Here is an 18,818-nt window from a genome sequence, read left to right as displayed (position 1 = left end):
ATTTGATGAGCGTCTTATTAAATAAAAAGACGTTCTTCTTGCAGTTTTCACTTGATACCTTAAGCAACCGACCAGTCGATTTCGGGCAGACACTCAAAACCGGGTTTAGCGAAAAGATAACCTTGAAATAAGTTCACACCCAAATCACGATAGAATTGATATTCTTCTTGGGTTTCAATTCCTTCAGCCAGTACTGTTACCTTAAGCTCTTGACACATCTTAACAAGGTTTCTGGCTATAATCTGTTTCACCTTATCTTGATCATAATTCCATATCAATTTTGAGTATATCCGGAACAAAACTCGACAACATATTCAACCCTGCGTGCCCAGCACCAAAATCATCCAATGCCACAGTAAAACCTTGAGAATGGTAATACTGGAAGATGTTAGTGAGATGTTTGCGATCTAAGACTTTTTCAGATTCTGTAACTTCAAACATAATCTTCTCAACGGGAAAATTCACTTCATGTGCAGCTTTTAAGGTACTTTGAATGCAGTGTTCCGGCTCGTATACAGCATTAGGAAGAAAATTGATACTGAGCATAGACTGAACATTCAGCTCAGCCGCCATACGAATCGCTTTTTGACGACAGATTTGATCGAATGCATATCGGTTATCATCATTAACTTTCGAAATAACGCTCCATGCAGATTCACTATTAGGTCCTCTAACCAACGCTTCATAACCAAATATCTGCTTTAGATCGGCATTAATAATCGGTTGAAACGCATAACTAAAATCAAAATTTATCATGGATGCACAACGGCGGCAATCCAGTGAATATTCGCGGCCAGACTGATCTCTGTATTCAATTTTGTCTAAAATATTTGGCTGAGTTTGTGAAGTCACTTGCGTAAAACCTGCTATTATTCTATGTCCAAGAACTACTCTAACATAAGGCGTTATCAACAACGTTTTCTGCCCAATTTATATAAGATACTTAGAAAGTCATTCATTCTAAACGAAAAAAGCCAATTAAATTATTGGCTTTTTTGAAAGAGTCATCAAAATCATAAAGAACTTAAAGAGTGAAGCTCTCAAATCCCTGATCTTGAAGCGCTTCAATTGTGCCTTTATGAGTGAGCACAGCGTAGGAAGCTTTTTCAGGATTAAAGTATTTTTCTGCTAAGGCACGCAATTCATCAATAGTGGTCGAAATGACTCCTTGTCGGTATGCCATCCGAACATCATAAGTGCGCCCATAAAGTTGCTGAAAAAACGCTTTTTTCATTTCACCGGCCGGTGAACCCGGTTTATCCATCGCTGAAATCACGTTCAAAATCGCTTCATCCACTTTAGCTTGAGTCGCTTCCGAAGACATTAACCAATCTTTTGCTTGAGCAAAGTCATCAAAGGTTTCCATCAATCGAGGATCACGATAAGAATAAAATACAAACCCAGCCGCTTCTGAATTAAAACTTGCGCCTCCGCCGTATGCACCACCTTTTTCACGAACTGCGGTATGTAAGAAACCATTTCGTAAACAAGCACCTAAAACAGCCAGTTTCGGAGCATCTGGATGACCGCTTGGCACGGCAGGATAAGCCATAGCGCAGAAGTTCACTTGTGTTGATGTAATCCAAGCTTGTTTGACTGGCAAGTTTGAGGCCTGAAGGCTAAATTCTTTTTGTCCTGCATACTCGGATTCTTGCCCCCAAACTGAATCTACAGCATGTAATGCCTCTTCAATTCCTTGTTCATCAGACACAACCAAAGCCTGTTTTGGCGATTGAGAAATTTTTTGTGCGATCGTAGTCAAACTCTCTGCGATTTCTTCAATCTTCTCTGGTGCAGTCTGAACTGATTCATATAAATCTTTAATCGCTCGGATACCAGCAAAACCACTGCGATCAAACTTCCATTTGGAAATTGGCGTAAAGTTTTGGACTGCTGTCATCATGGCATGCATATGTCCAGAACCCGTAATACCCTGATCAATTCCAGCACGAATTTGAGAAAACAGATCATTTAAACGTTGATGTTCTAAAAAGTTCGGTGCATGCAGTGTATCGTGCAAAATTTCACTCATAGGTTGAACATTTCGATTCAATGCTTTGGCACTCAATACATAGTGACTGTGAGGGTTTTGAGAATCATTCAAATTATCACGCAATGCTGTACGCGCCCCCATTCCACCTGTTACTGCAGCTTGCAGTGCTTGCGTTTGCAAATAATCACGCTCTCCTGAGCCCATCTCAGTCAGTGAACTACTGAATAACGGCATCAATGCTTGCTGATCGTTGGTTAATTCAGGCATTTGCATTACCATTTGTTGGTAGCTAATGCCATTAGAACCACATACATAATCAGTCACCGGCAATGAACCCATTTGACGATGTTCACCCTCTGGATTTTTAATATCTACAGGAATGTCTTCTTTAGTTACCTCTGGTAAAAGACTAGGGTCATCCATCTGCTCCTGACGCTTTGCCAAAGCCAAGGCTTGATCAACAATCTGTTGCTTCTGTTCAAAGGTTAATTCCGATTGAATCTTGGCTAATTTTTGAATTTCTGCTTGTTCTTTCTTCGCAGAAAGCTCTTTATCTGGCACCATAGTCAATGTCAAACGATGAGGATTATCTAGCAACCATGATTGAATTAAATTCGGAATAAATTTCGGATCTTTAATTTCACCTTCAAGTTGTTTTAGAGCCGCATCCACATCTAGTAGTGCTATTGGGTCGCCATCGTGCATAGCTCCTGCCAAAGAGTGCAAAATCATTTGCAAACCGTAAGGGTAAGAATCTCCCCCCACTTCACGCTGGGAAAGCTCCAATTGATGTAACATCGCTTCAAGTAACTCAGGATCAACCCCTTCATTCGCAATGCGATGCAATTCGTCCAATACCAGTTTTTCGAATTCTTCTGTATGCTCAGCTTCTGAACCTTGCACGCCCAACACAAATGCCATTTCTTTATTCGATTCTTCAAAGCCACATAGTGGAGATGGCGCTTGTGCAAGTTCTGTATCTTCTAATAGCTTGCGCATGGGGCATGAGGAATTATCTAGCAAGACTGCAGACAACAAATGGCCTTTAAGGACTTCCAATGGATCTTTGTTTTCACCCAGTAACCAAGCAATATTGATATAAGTTTTTTGCTTTGTCTCTGCTTCATCTAGGGCATAATTGCGTTTGACTGTTTTAGGAACTGAGAATCTTTGCTCAGTATTAACAGTAATTTTTTCAACCTTGTCATTGAATCGTACCAATGCCAACTCTTCAAATTGCGTTTGATGTTCTAATGCCGAAATATCGCCATAAGTCATAAACACAGAATTGGACGGATGATAGTGAAGACTATGGAAATCTTTTAATTGTTGATAAGTTAAATTGGGAATATCCTCAGGTTCACCACCCGAGTTATAGTGATACGTTGATGTCGGATACAACTCAGTCGTTAAGGTTTGCCACAGCGTCGAAACTGGTGAGCTCATCGCACCTTTCATTTCATTGAAGACAACACCTTTATACGTCAGTTTTGACTCAGGGTTATCCATCTCTTCAAACTCAAAACGGTGCCCTTCCTGAGCAAAATCCAGAGGATCAATGTTTGGAAAAAACACGGCATCCATATAGACCTGCAATAAGTTTTGAAAATCCTTGCGATTTTCTGTAGCAAATGGATAAGCCGTCCAATCACTCGATGTAAACGCATTCATAAAAGTATTCAATGAACGACGAATCATCATAAAAAATGGATCACGGACTGGATATTTTTCAGACCCACACAATACGGTATGTTCCAAAATATGGGCAACACCGGTAGAGTCCATTGGCACGGTACGTAATGCGACCATAAACACATTTTGCGGATCGTCCGCACTCAAATGATAATGTTCTGCACCTGTGACTTTATGTCGATAGTGCTCTACCGTAAGTTTTAAGGTTTCAATTGGTGTTTCGCCTAACAATTCAAATGCTGGATGTTGTTTTTTCATTTTTATTTCTCTTTTTACACGACAACAATTTAGCTAGTAACAAAGTCAGTCAGTGAGATAAAAAAGACGCTACAAGATCATCTATAAGAACTTTGCAGAGTTTTATTACCAGTGAAAGTTTTATTGCACGTAACTGAATTTGTAAAATCATTGCTTTTTATAAATGACTTATACAAAAAAGCCATTCAATAGAATGGCTTTTTTAAAAGGTTGCGTTAAAGAATCACTCTTCAACCGCTGTCATAGACAACTTCACACGACCTTGTTTATCGATATCCGTTAGCTTGACGCGAATCGCTTGACCTTCTTTTAGGTAATCATTGACGTCTTCGACACGTTCTTTAGCAATTTGAGAAACATGAACCAACCCTTCACGGCCAGGCATGTAGGCAACAAAGGCACCAAAATCAACGATTTTCTTAACCACTGCGTCATATACCACGCCAATTTCAGGCTCTGCAATGATTTCATTGATCTTATCGATTGCTACTTGCGCAGCGTCACTATCCGTTGCAGCGATTTTAACATTTCCATCGTCATCCAACTCAATCGTACAACCTGACTCTTCTGTGATAGAACGAATCGTTGCGCCCCCTTTACCAATGATTTCACGCACTTTTTGTGGTTTGACTTTCATGATAAAGAAACGCGGCGCTGTCGTTGCAACTTCTTGGTTCGAATGTGTAATCGCGTTCGCCATTTCACCCAAAATGTGTAGACGTCCAGCTTTTGCTTGCTCTAAAGCGATTTGCATAATCTCTTCGGTGATACCGTTGATTTTGATATCCATTTGCAGCGCAGTGATACCTTCTTCAGTCCCTGCCACCTTAAAGTCCATATCGCCCAGATGATCTTCATCACCCAGAATGTCCGAAAGTACTGCAAAACCTGAGTCTTCTTTGATGAGTCCCATCGCGATTCCAGCCACAGGTGCTTCAATTGGAACACCTGCATGCATGAGCGACATTGAGGTACCGCAAACCGATGCCATAGAACTTGAACCATTGGATTCAGTAATCTCAGAAACAACACGAATTGTATATGGGAATTCTTCTGCAGTTGGTAGCATGGCTGCTACACCACGGCGAGCCAACATACCATGACCAATTTCACGACGACCTGGGGAACCTGTTCGGCCACACTCACCTACAGAAAAAGGAGGGAAGTTGTAGTGCAACATAAAGCGGTCGTGGTAAGAACCGGTTAGTTCATCAACAATTTTTGCATCTTTTTCAGTACCTAGAGTGGTTACAACCAACGCCTGTGTTTCTCCTCGTGTAAACAAAGCAGAACCATGCACTTGTGGAAGAACACCCACTTGGCAGTTAATGGCACGAACCGTTTTTGTGTCACGGCCATCAATACGAGGCTCACCTGCAATAACACGTCCACGAACAACTGACTTTTGCACTTTACCAAACATACCCTCGATTTCTTTAGCATTAAAACCGTCAGGGTTTTCTTCCGACTCAGCCAAAGCGTCAAGTGCTTTCGTCTTAGCGGCATCCAACGCCGCATATCGATCCATCTTGTCAGAGATTAAATATGCATCCGCAACATCTTTTTCAATCAAACCAAATACAGCGTCTTTTAATGCGGTATTTTCTTGCGCAGGTTGCCAGTCCCATTTTGGTTTTCCAGCTTCTTTGGCAAATGCTTCAATCGCTTCAATGGCCGTTTTCATTTGTGAATGGCCGAAAACAACTGCACCTAGCATTTCTTCTTCACTTAGTTCTGCTGCTTCGGATTCAACCATCAGCACTGCATCTTTTGTACCCGCAACTGACAATTCGAGGTCAGAGGCTTCAAGTTCATCTGCACTTGGATTCAACAGATATTCACCATCATTAAAACCAACAATTGCAGCCCCAATTGGTCCATTGAAAGGAATGCCAGAAATTGCAAGTGCTGCTGAAGTCCCAAGCATTGCAGGTACTTCAGTTCCTACTTCTGGGTCAAGTGCGACAACTGTCGCAATAATTTGAACTTCGTTATAAAACCCTTTTGGAAATAAAGGACGAATTGGACGGTCAATCAGACGAGATGTTAAGGTTTCTTTTTCGGATGGACGACCTTCTCGCTTTAAGAAACCACCTGGAATTTTTCCAGCCGCATAGGCTTTTTCTTGATAATTGACAGTTAAAGGGAAAAAGTCCTGCCCTTCATTAGCTGTCTTAGCTCCGACAACCGTCACTAAAACGCGAGTTTTTCCCATTCCAACCATCACTGCACCATCTGCTTGGCGCGCAATTTCACCCGTTTCTAGGGTGACAGTATGTTTTCCATATTGGAATGAAGAAGTAATCTTTGACATAGTTTTTCCTTTATTCAGATTTCTTTCATAGCGTGATTTGTCATCTAGACAGAAACCTGAATCCCTAAACTTAACCGGCCGGTATCATTTAATTTACACAAGCAAATAAATTTAGGGATTCAGGCTTAAAAAGACCATTAGGGTTACTGTCTAATCACTAAACCGACTGCCATTCTACCGGTTACATAAAAATTGGCTAGTAGCAAAATAACAATTTCTGCATTCAATAGAGATTTTTGCACGAATGGGCATTTTAAAGGGTGAGATTGAACATCATAAAACGAAAAAACCCAGCGCTTAGGCTGGGTTTTAAAAAGCATAATTTTCTTTTAAGTAAAACTTACTTCATACCATTCAGTGCTTTGTATTTTGCAATTTGAGCAACAGGCTTTTTCTTTTTGTTGGCTTTGTTTAGTACAAATACGACCGTTTCACCTTTTGGCCCCATACCGATTTCAGTAAACATGAAATTAGGGTGACCTAGTTCACGAACATGTTTCATGTCTGCCATAGTATCAAACACATAAATACGGCCGTGTTTATGCATTTCACCGTAGAAGTTTTCAGATGCTTCTGATTTTCCATCCCAAATCATCGCCGCAGGTGTATTTAGGCCTTTTTTCTTGTCTGCTTTAGTTAGACCGAAAACCAGCGTTTCTCCTTTTGGACCACCACCAATGCGTGTAAGGCGATATGCAGTTTCACCTACATTCAAAAATGATTGATAAGTTTTGTAATCGTAGAATTGGTTGATACGACCATCATGAAAAACTTCAAAAATTTGAGTTTCTGCTGCTTGAGCTGCAACGTTCGCTGCAGCAGTTGATTTCGCTTCTTTTGCATCAGCTTTAGTCGATGGCATAGAGTCACAAGCAGAAAGAGTAAGAGCACCAGCTAGAGCAAAACCTGCCATAAAAATAGAACGCATGAGATTAATTCCTTTAAGTAATCAAAAAAATAAACGTCCGTGATATTAAGCTTGCGGCTTAACAAAAATGTCACAAGCTAATGACAGTTTTATGACAACGTCATACAGAGACTCTAGTTTAAGAACATTTACTTACCCTACTTTATTACGTTCATTCAACCCTTGTTTTTCAGAAATAAAAAAACCCGCGAAAGCAAAACTTTGCGGGTTTCATTGCCAGTTAAACTGGCCAATCAAGCATTAAAGCTTCGTAAGTTTAGATTACTTACGTAGACCTAGGCGCTTGATCAAAGATAGATAACGTTCACCATCTTTCTTGTGAAGGTAATCAAGAAGCTTACGACGACGGCTAACCAAACGAAGAAGACCAGTACGAGAATGGTTATCTTGCTTGTGCTCTTTGAAGTGCTCAGTTAGGTACTTGATACGGTGAGTAAGAAGCGCTACTTGAACTTCTGGTGAACCAGTATCGTTTTCACAAGTCGCGTATTCAGCAACGATTTTTGCTTTTACTTCAGCATTAAACATGGTTTATCTCCAAATATCGGTTTTGATAAAAATTTTCGTCTCCGCAACCGATGACAGAAACGAAAGGCGTATTTTAGTGATTAATTTAAAAAAATCAAACACTTTAGGTTTGACCAATCGAGTTTAAAACCTCTGGGAGTATTCGTTTAAATCTTTTGTAATTATTCTTTATTGGTTTTCTAACGGTGATCGAACTGGCATCCCCAAATGGAAACCCTGAGAATAATCAACCTCTAACTCTTGTACTTTTTGATACAAGGCTTCATCGGCAATAAATTCTGCAATGGTTTTAAACCCTAGTTTTTGGCTAAAATCCAGTATAGATTTCATGACAGCCATTGAGCTTTCGCTGTGCAAAATATTTTTTACAATAGAGCCATCAATCTTAACGTAATCAGCCTGAATCTGAACAATGTATTCAAAATTGCTATAACCTGAGCCGAAATCATCGATTGCAATTTTAGCTCCTTGCTGCTTGAGTTTCGTGATGAACTCAAATACCGGTTCATAGGAAACAATTTTTTCTGATTCGACGAGTTCAATGACTAATCTGTCTGCAATCCCATAAGTCTGCATTTGAGTGAATAAATAATCAACGACATCATCGTTAAATATATCCTGAATCGCTAGATTAATGGAGAACTCATAATCCGTATTTTGAAAATAGGCAAAACTTTTATTAATCACACGTTTAGTAATATCAGAGTACTGATTGGACTCTTTCGCAATACCCAAAAAATAGAAAGGTGAAATGACGGTACCGTCTTCTTCAATCAAACGAACCAAAGATTCATATTTTTCGGTTTTACCTGTTTTGTTATTCACAATAGCTTGATAAAACGGCTGAATTCGATCTTCTTGTAAGGCTTTTTTAATTTTACTGAACCATACTAAATTATTTTCGAACTGCTTCTCTATGCCGAGATCTTTTGAATAAATTTCAAAACTCTTATTCTGCTTTTTTAAATATTTCAGTGTAAGCTCACTGCTTTTTAAGGGTTCTTTAGAAAAGCTGACTGCAGAGGTTAAATTAGGAAAGACTTCAATCTCATTAAGCTTAATCGCTTTACCTTTTTCGCAACTGTTAATTAGGTTTTTGATATAACCAACAAACTGCTCTTGGGTTAATGAGTTGTTCATGATAGCGAAGGTGTTTTCCGAAGTGCGATACAAATCAAAGTCAGTGCCGATTAAATCGGTAATGCGAGTTGCAAAAAGTTTTAGCAACCTAGTCGCATCCGCATTCCCATAAAAACTTTGAAATGAGTGGAAGTTACTGAGCTGTAACAACGCTAAATTATTTGTTTCACTTGGTTGTAAATCGAGTAATAATTTTTCTCGGTTATAGAGATTTGTTGCTTGATCCACAACTACAGATTCGAATCCGGTGATATCTTGTGCAAACTTAACAATTTTTATCGGCAATCCATCTAAATCTAAAATCGGTGTATAAGCGGCTTGAATCCATACTTTTTCATGGTTTTTGCCGTAACGTAAATATTTTCCCGAAAGATGCTTCCCGGCTCTCAGAGTTTGCCAAAACTCTTCATATTCATCAGACGTTGCATAATCGTCATCAACAAAAATACTATGATGTTTGCCAATAATTTCCGCTTCGGAATACCCCATAGATTTTAAAAAAATCGAGTTCGATTGTAAGATAATTCCATTAAGATCAAATTCGACAACACCTTGTGTTTTATTAATTGCATTCAGCTGTTCTGAACTATAAAGACTGTTAAGTTTCTGCTTAGTAACATCTTGCGCAAATTTAATGATTTTTGAAATCTTACCATCGGCATCATAAATTGGATTGTAAGAGGCTTGAATCCAAACTCGACGACCATTTTTAGCAACTCGTAAATACTCTCCTGAATCAAATTCTCCCGAACGGAGTTTTTTCCAAAAATTTTGGTAATCTGCACTCCCTTCGTAGTCACTTTCAACGAATATGCTGTGATGGCGACCCATAATTTCAGATTTTTTATAATCGACCAATTCCAAGAAATTTTGATTTGCATTGATAATGATGCCGCTGGTGTTGAATTCAATGATTGCAATACTTTTGTCGATTGCTGTGATTTGTTCTTGGAAATAAGAGGTAGAAATACGCTCATTGGTGACGTTTTGGGCGTACTTAACAATCTTAATAATTTTGCCATTAAAATCCAGCACAGGGTTATATGAAGCTCGCAACCAAACCTTTTGACCTTCTTTTGTATAGCGAGTGTATTCACCTGAATGGAAAATACCTTGGCGCAATTTATCCCAAAAAACCCTATATTTTTGAGATAAAGCCTCCTCTTTCGATACAAACATTTGATGATGCTGACCAACAACTTCGGCACGTTGGTAACCTGTAGCTGTCAAAAAATTTTTATTCGCATCCAGAATAATTCCAGTCGGAGAAAATTCAATCGTTAATAATGACTTATCAATCGCCTGAAGTTTGGCATTATTTTCGTCATTAAGCCTTTTGGAGTCCGTAATATCATGAGCAAATTCTAAAATTTTCACAACATTACCGGAAACATCATAAATAGGATTGTATGAAGCGTGAATCCACACAATTTTTTTATCACGATTGATTCTTAAAAAATCACCGGAAACAAACTTCCCGGATCGCAACTTGTCCCAAAACTCGGCATAATCAAGTGTATTTTTATAGTCATCCATGATAAAAATACTGTGGTGTCGACCGACAATTTCAATGAGTTCGTACCCCATTAATTCCAGAAAATTTTCGTTTGCATGAAGTACATTTCCATTCAAATCAAACTCAATAACAGCTTGAGATTGATTAATAGCCTCAAGTTTTCCTTTCGTATCTAAGTCTTTTTGATGTTGCTGGGTAATGTCCTGCGCTAATTTCAGAACCTTGACAACGTCACTCTGGCTATTTTTAATTGGTTCATAGCTGACCTTTAAATAAATGGTGCTTCCGTTTTTTGTCTTTCGCTTTATGTTTTTAGTAACCGCTTCGCCACTAAGTACTTTTTCCAAAATGTATTGATATTCTTGATGACATTTACTCGCTGATTTATCGTCTTCACACATAACCGTGATGTGTTGACCCGCCAACTCTTCTGATGGATATTCTGAGAGTTCACTGAACAGCCTGTTGGTTTTTATGAACCTGCCATGTTTATCAATAATTGCAATCGCAAAATCATCATTAAGTGCCTCGAGCAGTGCGTTGTACTCAATATCTTGAGGTTTCATAAAAACTCTCTTTACAATTCTTCACGGGGTTGAATAAAGCGAAAAAAATACATACTAACATTCTTACACAAGACAAAACGAGCATGAATACAAAAATAATACCCAACTTAGAACAAATAAAGTGCAAGAGAACCGGTTTAAAACTATGAAAAAGCCCTGGTGATTGTTTTTATCACCAAGGCTTACGTTTTAGAGGAATAAATGTTTTTTATGCGTTTAATTTTATTGGCGGCCATAACCATGCATGTAATGCTCTAGCGCAGTAATATCGGCTCCCATATTGCGCACTAAGTTATCCAAGCTCACAATCGCGTTTTCTAAAATATTTACCGCAATAAATGGCTCTTCAACCTTAAGACGGTCGTACATAGGACGCGTTAACATAAAGAATTTTACGCCTTTTTTACAGCAAGCTTGCATACGTAAATTGCGAGGTTGACGATCAAAGAAAGACATTTCACCGATTAAGGTTCCTTCTTTTTGCGAACCTACAACCACATCATCTTCTGGGCCAAATAGTTGCACCTTACCTTCCAAAATAAAACCTAGCGCATCACCCACTTCACCAATATCTGAAATAATTTCATTTTGTGAGTAGTTTTTTTCCTGCAAATACGGCATTAATTTTTCAACTTCATTCAAAGTCAATGACTCACAAATCGAATGCTCTTGGAAAAAAGCAAATAACTCTTTGGGTTTCATGGATAACATAAGAACTCCTAATTATTAAATTTTACCGGCCGGTTTCCGTGCGATAAATGCGTTCACAGGGCGACCATCCGAGATTTTTTGTATTTTATCAGTAATAATATTAAGGTCTTTAAAAACTTCGGCTAACTCACCTGTTTTTAAAATAAAATTTGGGTTTTTTGGGGATTCTAGAAATTCACCATTATCAACAAAGGTTTCCCACAGCAAAAAACCATTGGGTGACAGTTTATTGCTCAATTGTGAAAGCAAGGCTCGATTTAAAAAACGAACGCCTAAAATCACATCAAACTTACCGGCCGGTAAACATTCATCATTCTCAGTTTTTACTGTCTTTGATAAATCACAGCATTTAAATGTCACCTGAGCCCCTGAGCTTTGTGCTAATTGCTTGGCACGCTTAAGAACATTGCCTTTATTGTCGATGGCTGTCACCGACATTTTTTGTTTTGCCAAGAACACTGCATCACGACCTCCACCGCATCCTAAATCTAATACGGTTGGACGCTCAATATCTAAATCGTTACGATAATTTTCTAACCAATCCAATACAATTCTTGATGGCTGCCATAATTGCTTTGACTCTTTTCCTTCAGTCCAGTCCTGTTGCAAAGACCTTTGCCAAAAAACCAATGTATTTTCATTGATTACCAAAGAGCCATTCACTTCATAGCCTTTGGCATCCAAAAAGATACTCGCCTCTTCAATTTCAGGTTTATCGCCCACTAAAAATAACACCGCGGGCGCAGCAGGTAATTGATTTAAACTTTCCGCTAGCATCTCAAAACCCATCCAGGTCGAATCAACTAAGTGGCCGGAAAGAAAACTCTCTCGGCTTCTTAAATCCAGAATTCCATCGGCTTTTTGGTATAGTTTTTCTGACATTTATTTATCCAACTCTGGAAGATTAAACAAACGTTTTGGCTTAATACGTTCATGTTCAGGCATCCATTCTCCGACCCCCAAACAAATCCCATCTGGATTATAAAAGCGAACTAACTCCGTTTCTGGTTTCGGTAACCGAAGTTGCCCCCCATTTCGTAACCACTTTGCTTGATCCTCAACCAAATCAATTCTTTGCAAATGCTCTAGCGGCAAATCCACCGGCCAAAGAATATCATCACCCTTGCCTGAAGTGATTGCTTCTTCAATTTGTTCAATCGTCAACATTTGTTCAGCACGCAAAGACCCACTTTGAATTCGGTGTAAAGCGGTTAAATGGCCAACTGTGCCGATTGCTTTAGCAATATCTTCGCCTAATGTTCGAACATATGTGCCTTTTGAACACAAAACATCAAATACGATTTGCGCAGTACCTTTCGATTCTTGAGAAAATGAAACAAGCTTTAATGAAAAGATATGAATATTTCTCGCCGGCCGGTCAATTTCGATTCCTTGTCGAGCATACCAATAAAGCGGTTTGCCGTTGTGTTTCAAAGCCGAATACATAGGCGGAATTTGTTGAATATCTCCAATAAAATCGGCCAAGGTTGCTTCTATTTTTTCAACGCTTAATTCAGGCACTAACTGTGTGGAAATAATTTCACCTTCAGTGTCTCCAGTATCCGATTGCTCGCCTAGGTTTAAAGTCGCTCGATAGCCTTTATCCGAATCCAAAAGCAATCCGGAAACTTTAGTCGCCTCTCCTAAGCAAATCGGTAGAAGTCCTGTGGCAAAAGGATCTAGAGCTCCTGTATGTCCAGCTTTTTTGGCATTAAACAGACGGCGCACTTTTTGTAAGATCCCATTGGAAGAAACACCGGCCGGTTTATTTAACAGGACAATGCCATGAATATCTTGTTTGGGTGGGTTGCGATACTGTGCCATAAGGTTCCTATTGTCAGGCTACAAATAATCCAATAAAGAAGAAGTATCAATCTGTTTGACAAGTGGTGCAGTCCAAAGGATGGACTGTGCCTTACCTTTATAGATGAGGTTACACGGTCTTTTCAAAAAGATTGGTGATTCATTAGAACGGCTGAAATATTTAGTTTTTATTCAATGCCTTATTGATTAAATCTTCGATGTGCTGAACATTTTCAGGCACGGTATCAAAATAAAAACGAATCTGCGGCACAATACGAAGATTTAAACGTTTACCGATTTCAGAACGAAAATACCCTTGGGCTTTTTCTAGTGCCTGTAAAGTCGATTCAACCTCTGGATCTTCCGAGCTATGACCCATCAATGAAAAGTGAACTTTAGCCACACTTAAATCTTTTGAAATCTGACACTCTGTAATCGTGATTTTTTGAAAACGCGGGTCTTTTGCTTCTTGAACCAGAAGTTGCGCGAGTGTTCTGCGAACTTCTTGCGCCACGCGAGTTGGGCGACTAATTGGAGAATTTGCCATTTACTACCTCGTATGTATCCTCAAAGGACGACTCTGGGACAACACTTATAAAACAAAAATGCCCCATCGAATTGATGAGGCATTATAAAGTAACGGTGTACTTAATTTAAGGATTAAACTCTTAACTGAAACAAAACTCGCTAGGGCAAAGCGAAAAATATTCTTTACAGCCCGCCATAGTAGAGTTTTGTAAGAGGTATGATTAATCTAGCGTACGCTTAACTTCAACACGTTCATAACACTCGATTTGATCACCAACTCGAACATCGTTGTAATCCTTAACCCCGATACCACACTCCATACCTTTCTGCACTTCGTTGACATCGTCTTTGAAGCGACGTAGCGACTCTAAAGTCCCTTCATAAATAACAACATTTTCACGAAGAACACGGATTGGATTGTTACGTTTCACGGTACCTTCGGTCACCATACAACCAGCGATTGCGCCAATCTTAGGTGCCTTAAACACATCACGTACATCGGCAACACCCACGATATCTTCACGGAAGTCTGGAGCCATTTTACCTTCCATAGCGCGTTTGACTTCATCCACAATCTCGTAAATAACGCTGTAGTATTTCAGCGCGATTGATTCAGAATCAATCAATCGTTTTGCAGAAGCATCAGCACGAACATTGAAACCTACCAAAATCGCATCGGAAGCTAAGGCTAAGTTAGCATCAGTTTCTGTGATTCCACCTACCGCAGAAGAAATAACATTTACTTTGACTTCTTCTGTTGACAGCTTGACCAAAGCATCTGTAATCGCTTCAATCGAACCTTGAACGTCCGCTTTTAGAATAATATTAACGTTTTGGATATCCCCTTCAGCCATCTTATTGAACATGTTGTCCAGTTTCGATTTTTGCTGACGAGCAATCTTCAATTCTTTATTCTTCGCTTGACGATACATGGCTGCTTCACGGGCTTTACGCTCATTCTCAACCGTAATCATTTCGTCACCCGCCACAGGCACTCCAGACATCCCTAGCAATTCAACTGGAATTGAAGGGCCTGCTTCGGTGATGGTTTCGCCAGTATCAGAAATCAGAGCACGGACACGACCGTATTCCATACCACACAGAGCAATATCACCTTTTTTCAAAGTTCCTTGCTGTACCAAAACGGTTGCAACTGGACCACGACCTTTATCAAGACGTGATTCAATTACCACACCTTTTACCGGCCCCTCTGTCGGAGCTTCAAGTTCTAGAATCTCTGCTTGAAGCGAAATAGCATCAAGAAGTTCATCAACACCCATACCAGTTTTTGCAGAAACTGGAATGAACTGAACATCACCACCCCATTCTTCCGGCACAACTTCTTCAGCCACCAACTCTTGCTTAACACGTTCAGGGTTAGCAGTTTCCTTATCCATTTTGTTTACGGCAACAACAATACCAACTCCAGATGCTTTCGCATGTTGAATCGCCTCTTTGGTTTGTGGCATGACACCATCATCCGCAGCAACAACAATAACGACAACATCAGTGACTTCAGCACCACGAGCACGCATTGCAGTAAAGGCCGCGTGTCCAGGAGTATCAATAAATGTTAAACCACCCATGTCTGTATCGACATGATAAGCACCAATATGCTGAGTGATACCACCGGCTTCTCCTGACGCAACCTTCGCTTTTCGAATGTAGTCAAGCAAAGACGTTTTACCATGATCAACGTGCCCCATAATCGTGACGACAGGTGAACGTTTAATCGTTGCACCGTCATAATCTTGATCCATGACTTCGTCTTCAATGGTTTTTTCGGTGAATGCAACCGCTTTATGCCCCATTTCTTCGACAATCAGAATAGCTGTTTCTTGGTCAAGAACCTGATTGATCGTCGCCATAGTGCCCAATTCCATCATCATGTATTTAATGATTTCACCGGATTTCACAGACATTGCATCGGCTAATGCCGCAAGCGTCATACTTTCAGGAACTTTAACTTCCTTAATGACAGGAGCGGTTGGTTTTTGGAAAGCATGATCATTTTTTGCTGCAGGCTTATGGCGGTTTTTACCACGCATACGATTGCGACCTTCATCCAAAAAACTGCCTTTAGATTTCTTCGCAGCTTTACCTTTAGGCTTGTCTTTACGTTCCGACAGCTCACGGTTGTCTTGATGTTTTTTATCTTTCGATTTCTTAGCGGCCTTAGAGTGATCCTCTTTTGGAGGAAGCGGAGCAACATCTACTGGTGATTTTGCTACCGGTTCTTTATCAGCCTTAGGCTTTTCATGTTTCTCACCTTGATTATGCGGTTTCAACAAAGACTCATCAATGACTTCATCTTTTTTCGCATCTACTGAAGGTGCTGTTGTTGGAGCAGGAGTTGGTGCTTCGGTAGGTTCTTCTGTCGGAACCTCCTCGGGTTCAACTTGCTCTTCTTTCTTAACGTAAGTACGCTTTTTACGCACTTCAACGTTTACTTTTCGTTTACCAGTCGACAGTGTTTGTGTTTGTTTACGACGTAAAGTAACTTTTTTCGGTGCTTCAGCAGACTCACCATGTAAACTTTTCAAATAACCCAACAAGGTTAATTTTTCATCTTCTGTAATAGAATCATCCGACTTTTTCCCTTTAACCCCAGATTCATCCAATTGGGTTAAAAGTTTTTCAACAGAAAGGTTGAGTGTTTCTGCAAATTTTTTGATTGTGACTTGAGCCATTAAACCTCTCCCTTATGTTATTCAAACCATGGTGCGCGTGCTTTCAAAATCAATTCTGCGGCAGCAGCTTCATCCAACTCCACAAGCTCTAATAACTCATCAGTGCCGAGTTCGGCCAAATCTTCTTGAGTTATCACACCACTTTGCGCCAAAGTTTTTGCCATTTCAGGATTCATGCCCTCAAGGTTCAGCAAATCTTCAGCCGGCTCAGCTAGAGCCGCCTTTTCTTCTTCAGCAATCGCTTGCGTTAATAACGCATCCTTAGCACGTTGCTTTAATTCTGTGACAAGATCTTCATCAAACCCGTCAATTTCTAGCATTTCAGCAGCTGGAACATAAGCCACTTCTTCTAGGGTTGTAAAACCTTCGCCAACTAGGACTTCAGCAAATTCATCATCAATATCCAATGCGTTAACGAAGATATTGATTTGGTCACGCGATTCTAATTCATGCTTTTCCGACATATCTGATTGAGTCATCACATTGAGTTCCCAACCGGTCAATTCAGAGGCAAGGCGAACGTTTTGCCCGTTCTTACCAATCGCTTGCGACAATTGCTCATCTTCCACAGCAATATCCATGGTATGAGAATCTTCATCGACCATGATGTTTGTTACTTCTGCCGGTGCCATTGCATTGATGACAAATTGTGCATCGTTGGCATCCCACATAATGATATCGATACGTTCACCGTTAAGTTCATTAGTCACCGCTTGAACACGACCACCGCGCATACCAACACAGGCACCGATTGGGTCTAAGCGTGGGTCATTTGCACGAACCGCGATTTTTGCACGGAAACCAACATCGCGAGCAGCTGACATCACATCAATCAAATCATCTGAAATTTCAGGCACTTCGATTTTAAATAACTCTATCAACATTTCGTTACAAGCACGTGACATGGTTAATAAAGGCCCACGTGGACGGAAAGAAACTTCTTGTAAGTAAGCGCGAACACGATCACCCATACGGAAATTTTCTCGTCCAACAAGTTGATTACGTGGAATTAAGGCATCAACGTTATCACCTAAATCGAGGATTACATCTCCACGATCGACACGCTTGACTTGCCCTGTAAGAATTTCACCAATGCGCTTCTCATAAACTTCTACGACTTTCTTACGTTCCGCTTCACGAACCTTTTGGATAATGACTTGCTTGGCCGTTTGGGCACCAATACGTCCGAAATCAATCGATTCAATTTCTTCTTCGATGAACTCACCTACCTCAGAACCAGGTTTTTCATCGACTGCATCCATGTGGCGAATATACCAACCAACATTGTCTTCAATATAAACATCGTCTTCAATAACTTCCCAGCGACGATAAGTTTTGTAATCACCAGAAATACGGTTAATTTCTACACGCGCATCGATTTCGTCATCATGACTGCGTCGAGTTGCAGTGGCCAGTGCGGTCTCAATAGCATCGAAAATAATTTCTTTATCAACGCCTTTCTCATTGGCCATGATTTCAACGACCGCTAATACATCCTTTCTACTCATTTCTCTGTACGCCTTTTAAAATCGACTAAAACACAGCCACAAGGTTGGCTTTTTCAATTAAATCAAATGGAATTTCGTAAAGTTCAGCATCCACTTCCACTTCGATACCGTCTTCTGTGACTGTCAGCATTGGTCCTTTGAAACGCTTGCGTCCTAAAACGGCAATACTGGTGCGAATTTGTACCTGCTCACCTTTGTAGCGGATAAATTGCTCAGGTTTGAATAGCTGACGATCCATACCAGGCGAGGAAACTTCTAGGTTGTAGGCACTGCTGATCGGGTCTTCTACATCCATAATGGCACTTACCTGACGACTTACATCACTGCAATCATCAACATTTACGCCGCCTTCTTTTTCAATATAAATACGAAGTGTTGAATGTTTACCGGCCGGTATATATTCAATACCCCACAATTCAAAGCCCATAGACTCAATCGTGGGCGCTAAAAGCTGTTCAAGTTTTTCTTCTAATCTCACTGACGCTATCCAAACGAATATTTTGTGGAAAATTTTTGTGGATTTAAATAACAAAAAACCCCGTAAAAACGGGGTTTTTTAAAATTTGAGCACCCGTTAAATATTTAGATATTTAACAAATCTCAAGAATGTTTAAAAAATCTGGCTTGAATTATAAGAAAAAAA

The 18,818-nt window shown here is 40.0% G+C and carries 12 protein-coding genes and 1 pseudogene; all 13 read right to left on the bottom strand.

Going from position 1 to position 18,818, the window contains the following annotated elements:
• Positions 1–59: 59 nt before the first annotated feature.
• The 13 genes and pseudogenes from D9T12_RS05735 to rimP all read right to left on the bottom strand — a co-directional run bounded on the left by D9T12_RS05735 (position 60) and on the right by rimP (position 18,653).
• Positions 60–756 (bottom strand): annotated as a pseudogene (locus D9T12_RS05735) (EAL domain-containing protein).
• Positions 757–1,024: 268 nt separating this feature from the next.
• The gene (locus tag D9T12_RS05730) at positions 1,025–3,943 is read right to left on the bottom strand and encodes an insulinase family protein (RefSeq protein WP_130537281.1); all 2,919 of its coding nucleotides are present in this window, start codon (positions 3,941–3,943) and stop codon (positions 1,025–1,027) included.
• A gap of 223 nt (positions 3,944–4,166) precedes the next feature.
• A complete protein-coding gene (pnp, locus tag D9T12_RS05725; RefSeq protein ID WP_130537280.1) occupies positions 4,167–6,257 on the bottom strand; it encodes a polyribonucleotide nucleotidyltransferase in 2,091 nt (696 codons plus the stop codon).
• A gap of 340 nt (positions 6,258–6,597) precedes the next feature.
• On the bottom strand, positions 6,598–7,185 hold the full coding sequence (locus D9T12_RS05720; protein ID WP_240693248.1) for a hypothetical protein: 588 nt from the start codon (positions 7,183–7,185) through the stop codon (positions 6,598–6,600).
• Positions 7,186–7,446: 261 nt separating this feature from the next.
• A complete protein-coding gene (gene rpsO, locus D9T12_RS05715; RefSeq protein WP_130537279.1) occupies positions 7,447–7,713 on the bottom strand; it encodes a 30S ribosomal protein S15 in 267 nt (88 codons plus the stop codon).
• Positions 7,714–7,881: 168 nt separating this feature from the next.
• A complete protein-coding gene (locus tag D9T12_RS05710) occupies positions 7,882–10,935 on the bottom strand; it encodes a bifunctional diguanylate cyclase/phosphodiesterase (RefSeq protein WP_130537278.1) in 3,054 nt (1,017 codons plus the stop codon).
• 222 nt (positions 10,936–11,157) lie between these two features.
• Positions 11,158–11,646 carry a Crp/Fnr family transcriptional regulator gene (locus D9T12_RS05705; protein WP_130537277.1) on the bottom strand — a complete coding sequence of 163 codons (489 nt, stop codon included), beginning with the start codon at positions 11,644–11,646 and terminating at the stop codon, positions 11,158–11,160.
• A gap of 15 nt (positions 11,647–11,661) precedes the next feature.
• A complete protein-coding gene (locus D9T12_RS05700; protein ID WP_130537276.1) occupies positions 11,662–12,528 on the bottom strand; it encodes a class I SAM-dependent methyltransferase in 867 nt (288 codons plus the stop codon).
• Positions 12,529–13,470: a tRNA pseudouridine(55) synthase TruB gene (gene truB, locus D9T12_RS05695; RefSeq protein ID WP_130537275.1), complete on the bottom strand. Its 942-nt coding sequence runs from the start codon at positions 13,468–13,470 to the stop codon at positions 12,529–12,531.
• A gap of 160 nt (positions 13,471–13,630) precedes the next feature.
• Positions 13,631–13,996 (bottom strand): 30S ribosome-binding factor RbfA, encoded by a 366-nt coding sequence (rbfA, locus tag D9T12_RS05690; RefSeq protein ID WP_130537274.1) that lies wholly within the window; start codon positions 13,994–13,996, stop codon positions 13,631–13,633.
• Positions 13,997–14,198: 202 nt separating this feature from the next.
• The gene (gene infB, locus D9T12_RS05685) at positions 14,199–16,667 is read right to left on the bottom strand and encodes a translation initiation factor IF-2 (RefSeq protein WP_130537273.1); all 2,469 of its coding nucleotides are present in this window, start codon (positions 16,665–16,667) and stop codon (positions 14,199–14,201) included.
• A 17-nt stretch (positions 16,668–16,684) separates the two neighbouring features.
• The gene (gene nusA / locus D9T12_RS05680; RefSeq protein ID WP_130537272.1) at positions 16,685–18,175 is read right to left on the bottom strand and encodes a transcription termination factor NusA; all 1,491 of its coding nucleotides are present in this window, start codon (positions 18,173–18,175) and stop codon (positions 16,685–16,687) included.
• A gap of 25 nt (positions 18,176–18,200) precedes the next feature.
• Positions 18,201–18,653 (bottom strand): ribosome maturation factor RimP, encoded by a 453-nt coding sequence (gene rimP, locus D9T12_RS05675; RefSeq protein WP_130537271.1) that lies wholly within the window; start codon positions 18,651–18,653, stop codon positions 18,201–18,203.
• Between the last annotated feature and the right edge of the window lie 165 nt (positions 18,654–18,818).

Source organism: Thiomicrorhabdus indica, assembly GCF_004293625.1.
GTDB classification, from domain to species: domain Bacteria; phylum Pseudomonadota; class Gammaproteobacteria; order Thiomicrospirales; family Thiomicrospiraceae; genus Thiomicrorhabdus; species Thiomicrorhabdus indica.
This window is presented reverse-complemented; position numbering and strand designations above follow the sequence as displayed.

Bases quoted from the DNA above. Each gene is read 5' to 3' on its own strand.
- rpsO (WP_130537279.1), bottom strand. From the start codon at position 7,713: ATGTTTAATGCTGAAGTAAAAGCAAAAATCGTTGCTGAATACGCGACT.
- pnp (WP_130537280.1), bottom strand. From the start codon at position 6,257: ATGTCAAAGATTACTTCTTCATTCCAATATGGAAAACATACTGTCACC.
- D9T12_RS05710 (WP_130537278.1), bottom strand. From the start codon at position 10,935: ATGAAACCTCAAGATATTGAGTACAACGCACTGCTCGAGGCACTTAAT.
- D9T12_RS05720 (WP_240693248.1), bottom strand. From the start codon at position 7,185: ATGCGTTCTATTTTTATGGCAGGTTTTGCTCTAGCTGGTGCTCTTACT.
- truB (WP_130537275.1), bottom strand. From the start codon at position 13,470: ATGGCACAGTATCGCAACCCACCCAAACAAGATATTCATGGCATTGTC.
- D9T12_RS05730 (WP_130537281.1), bottom strand. From the start codon at position 3,943: ATGAAAAAACAACATCCAGCATTTGAATTGTTAGGCGAAACACCAATT.
- infB (WP_130537273.1), bottom strand. From the start codon at position 16,667: ATGGCTCAAGTCACAATCAAAAAATTTGCAGAAACACTCAACCTTTCT.
- rbfA (WP_130537274.1), bottom strand. From the start codon at position 13,996: ATGGCAAATTCTCCAATTAGTCGCCCAACTCGCGTGGCGCAAGAAGTT.
- D9T12_RS05700 (WP_130537276.1), bottom strand. From the start codon at position 12,528: ATGTCAGAAAAACTATACCAAAAAGCCGATGGAATTCTGGATTTAAGA.
- D9T12_RS05705 (WP_130537277.1), bottom strand. From the start codon at position 11,646: ATGTTATCCATGAAACCCAAAGAGTTATTTGCTTTTTTCCAAGAGCAT.
- nusA (WP_130537272.1), bottom strand. From the start codon at position 18,175: ATGAGTAGAAAGGATGTATTAGCGGTCGTTGAAATCATGGCCAATGAG.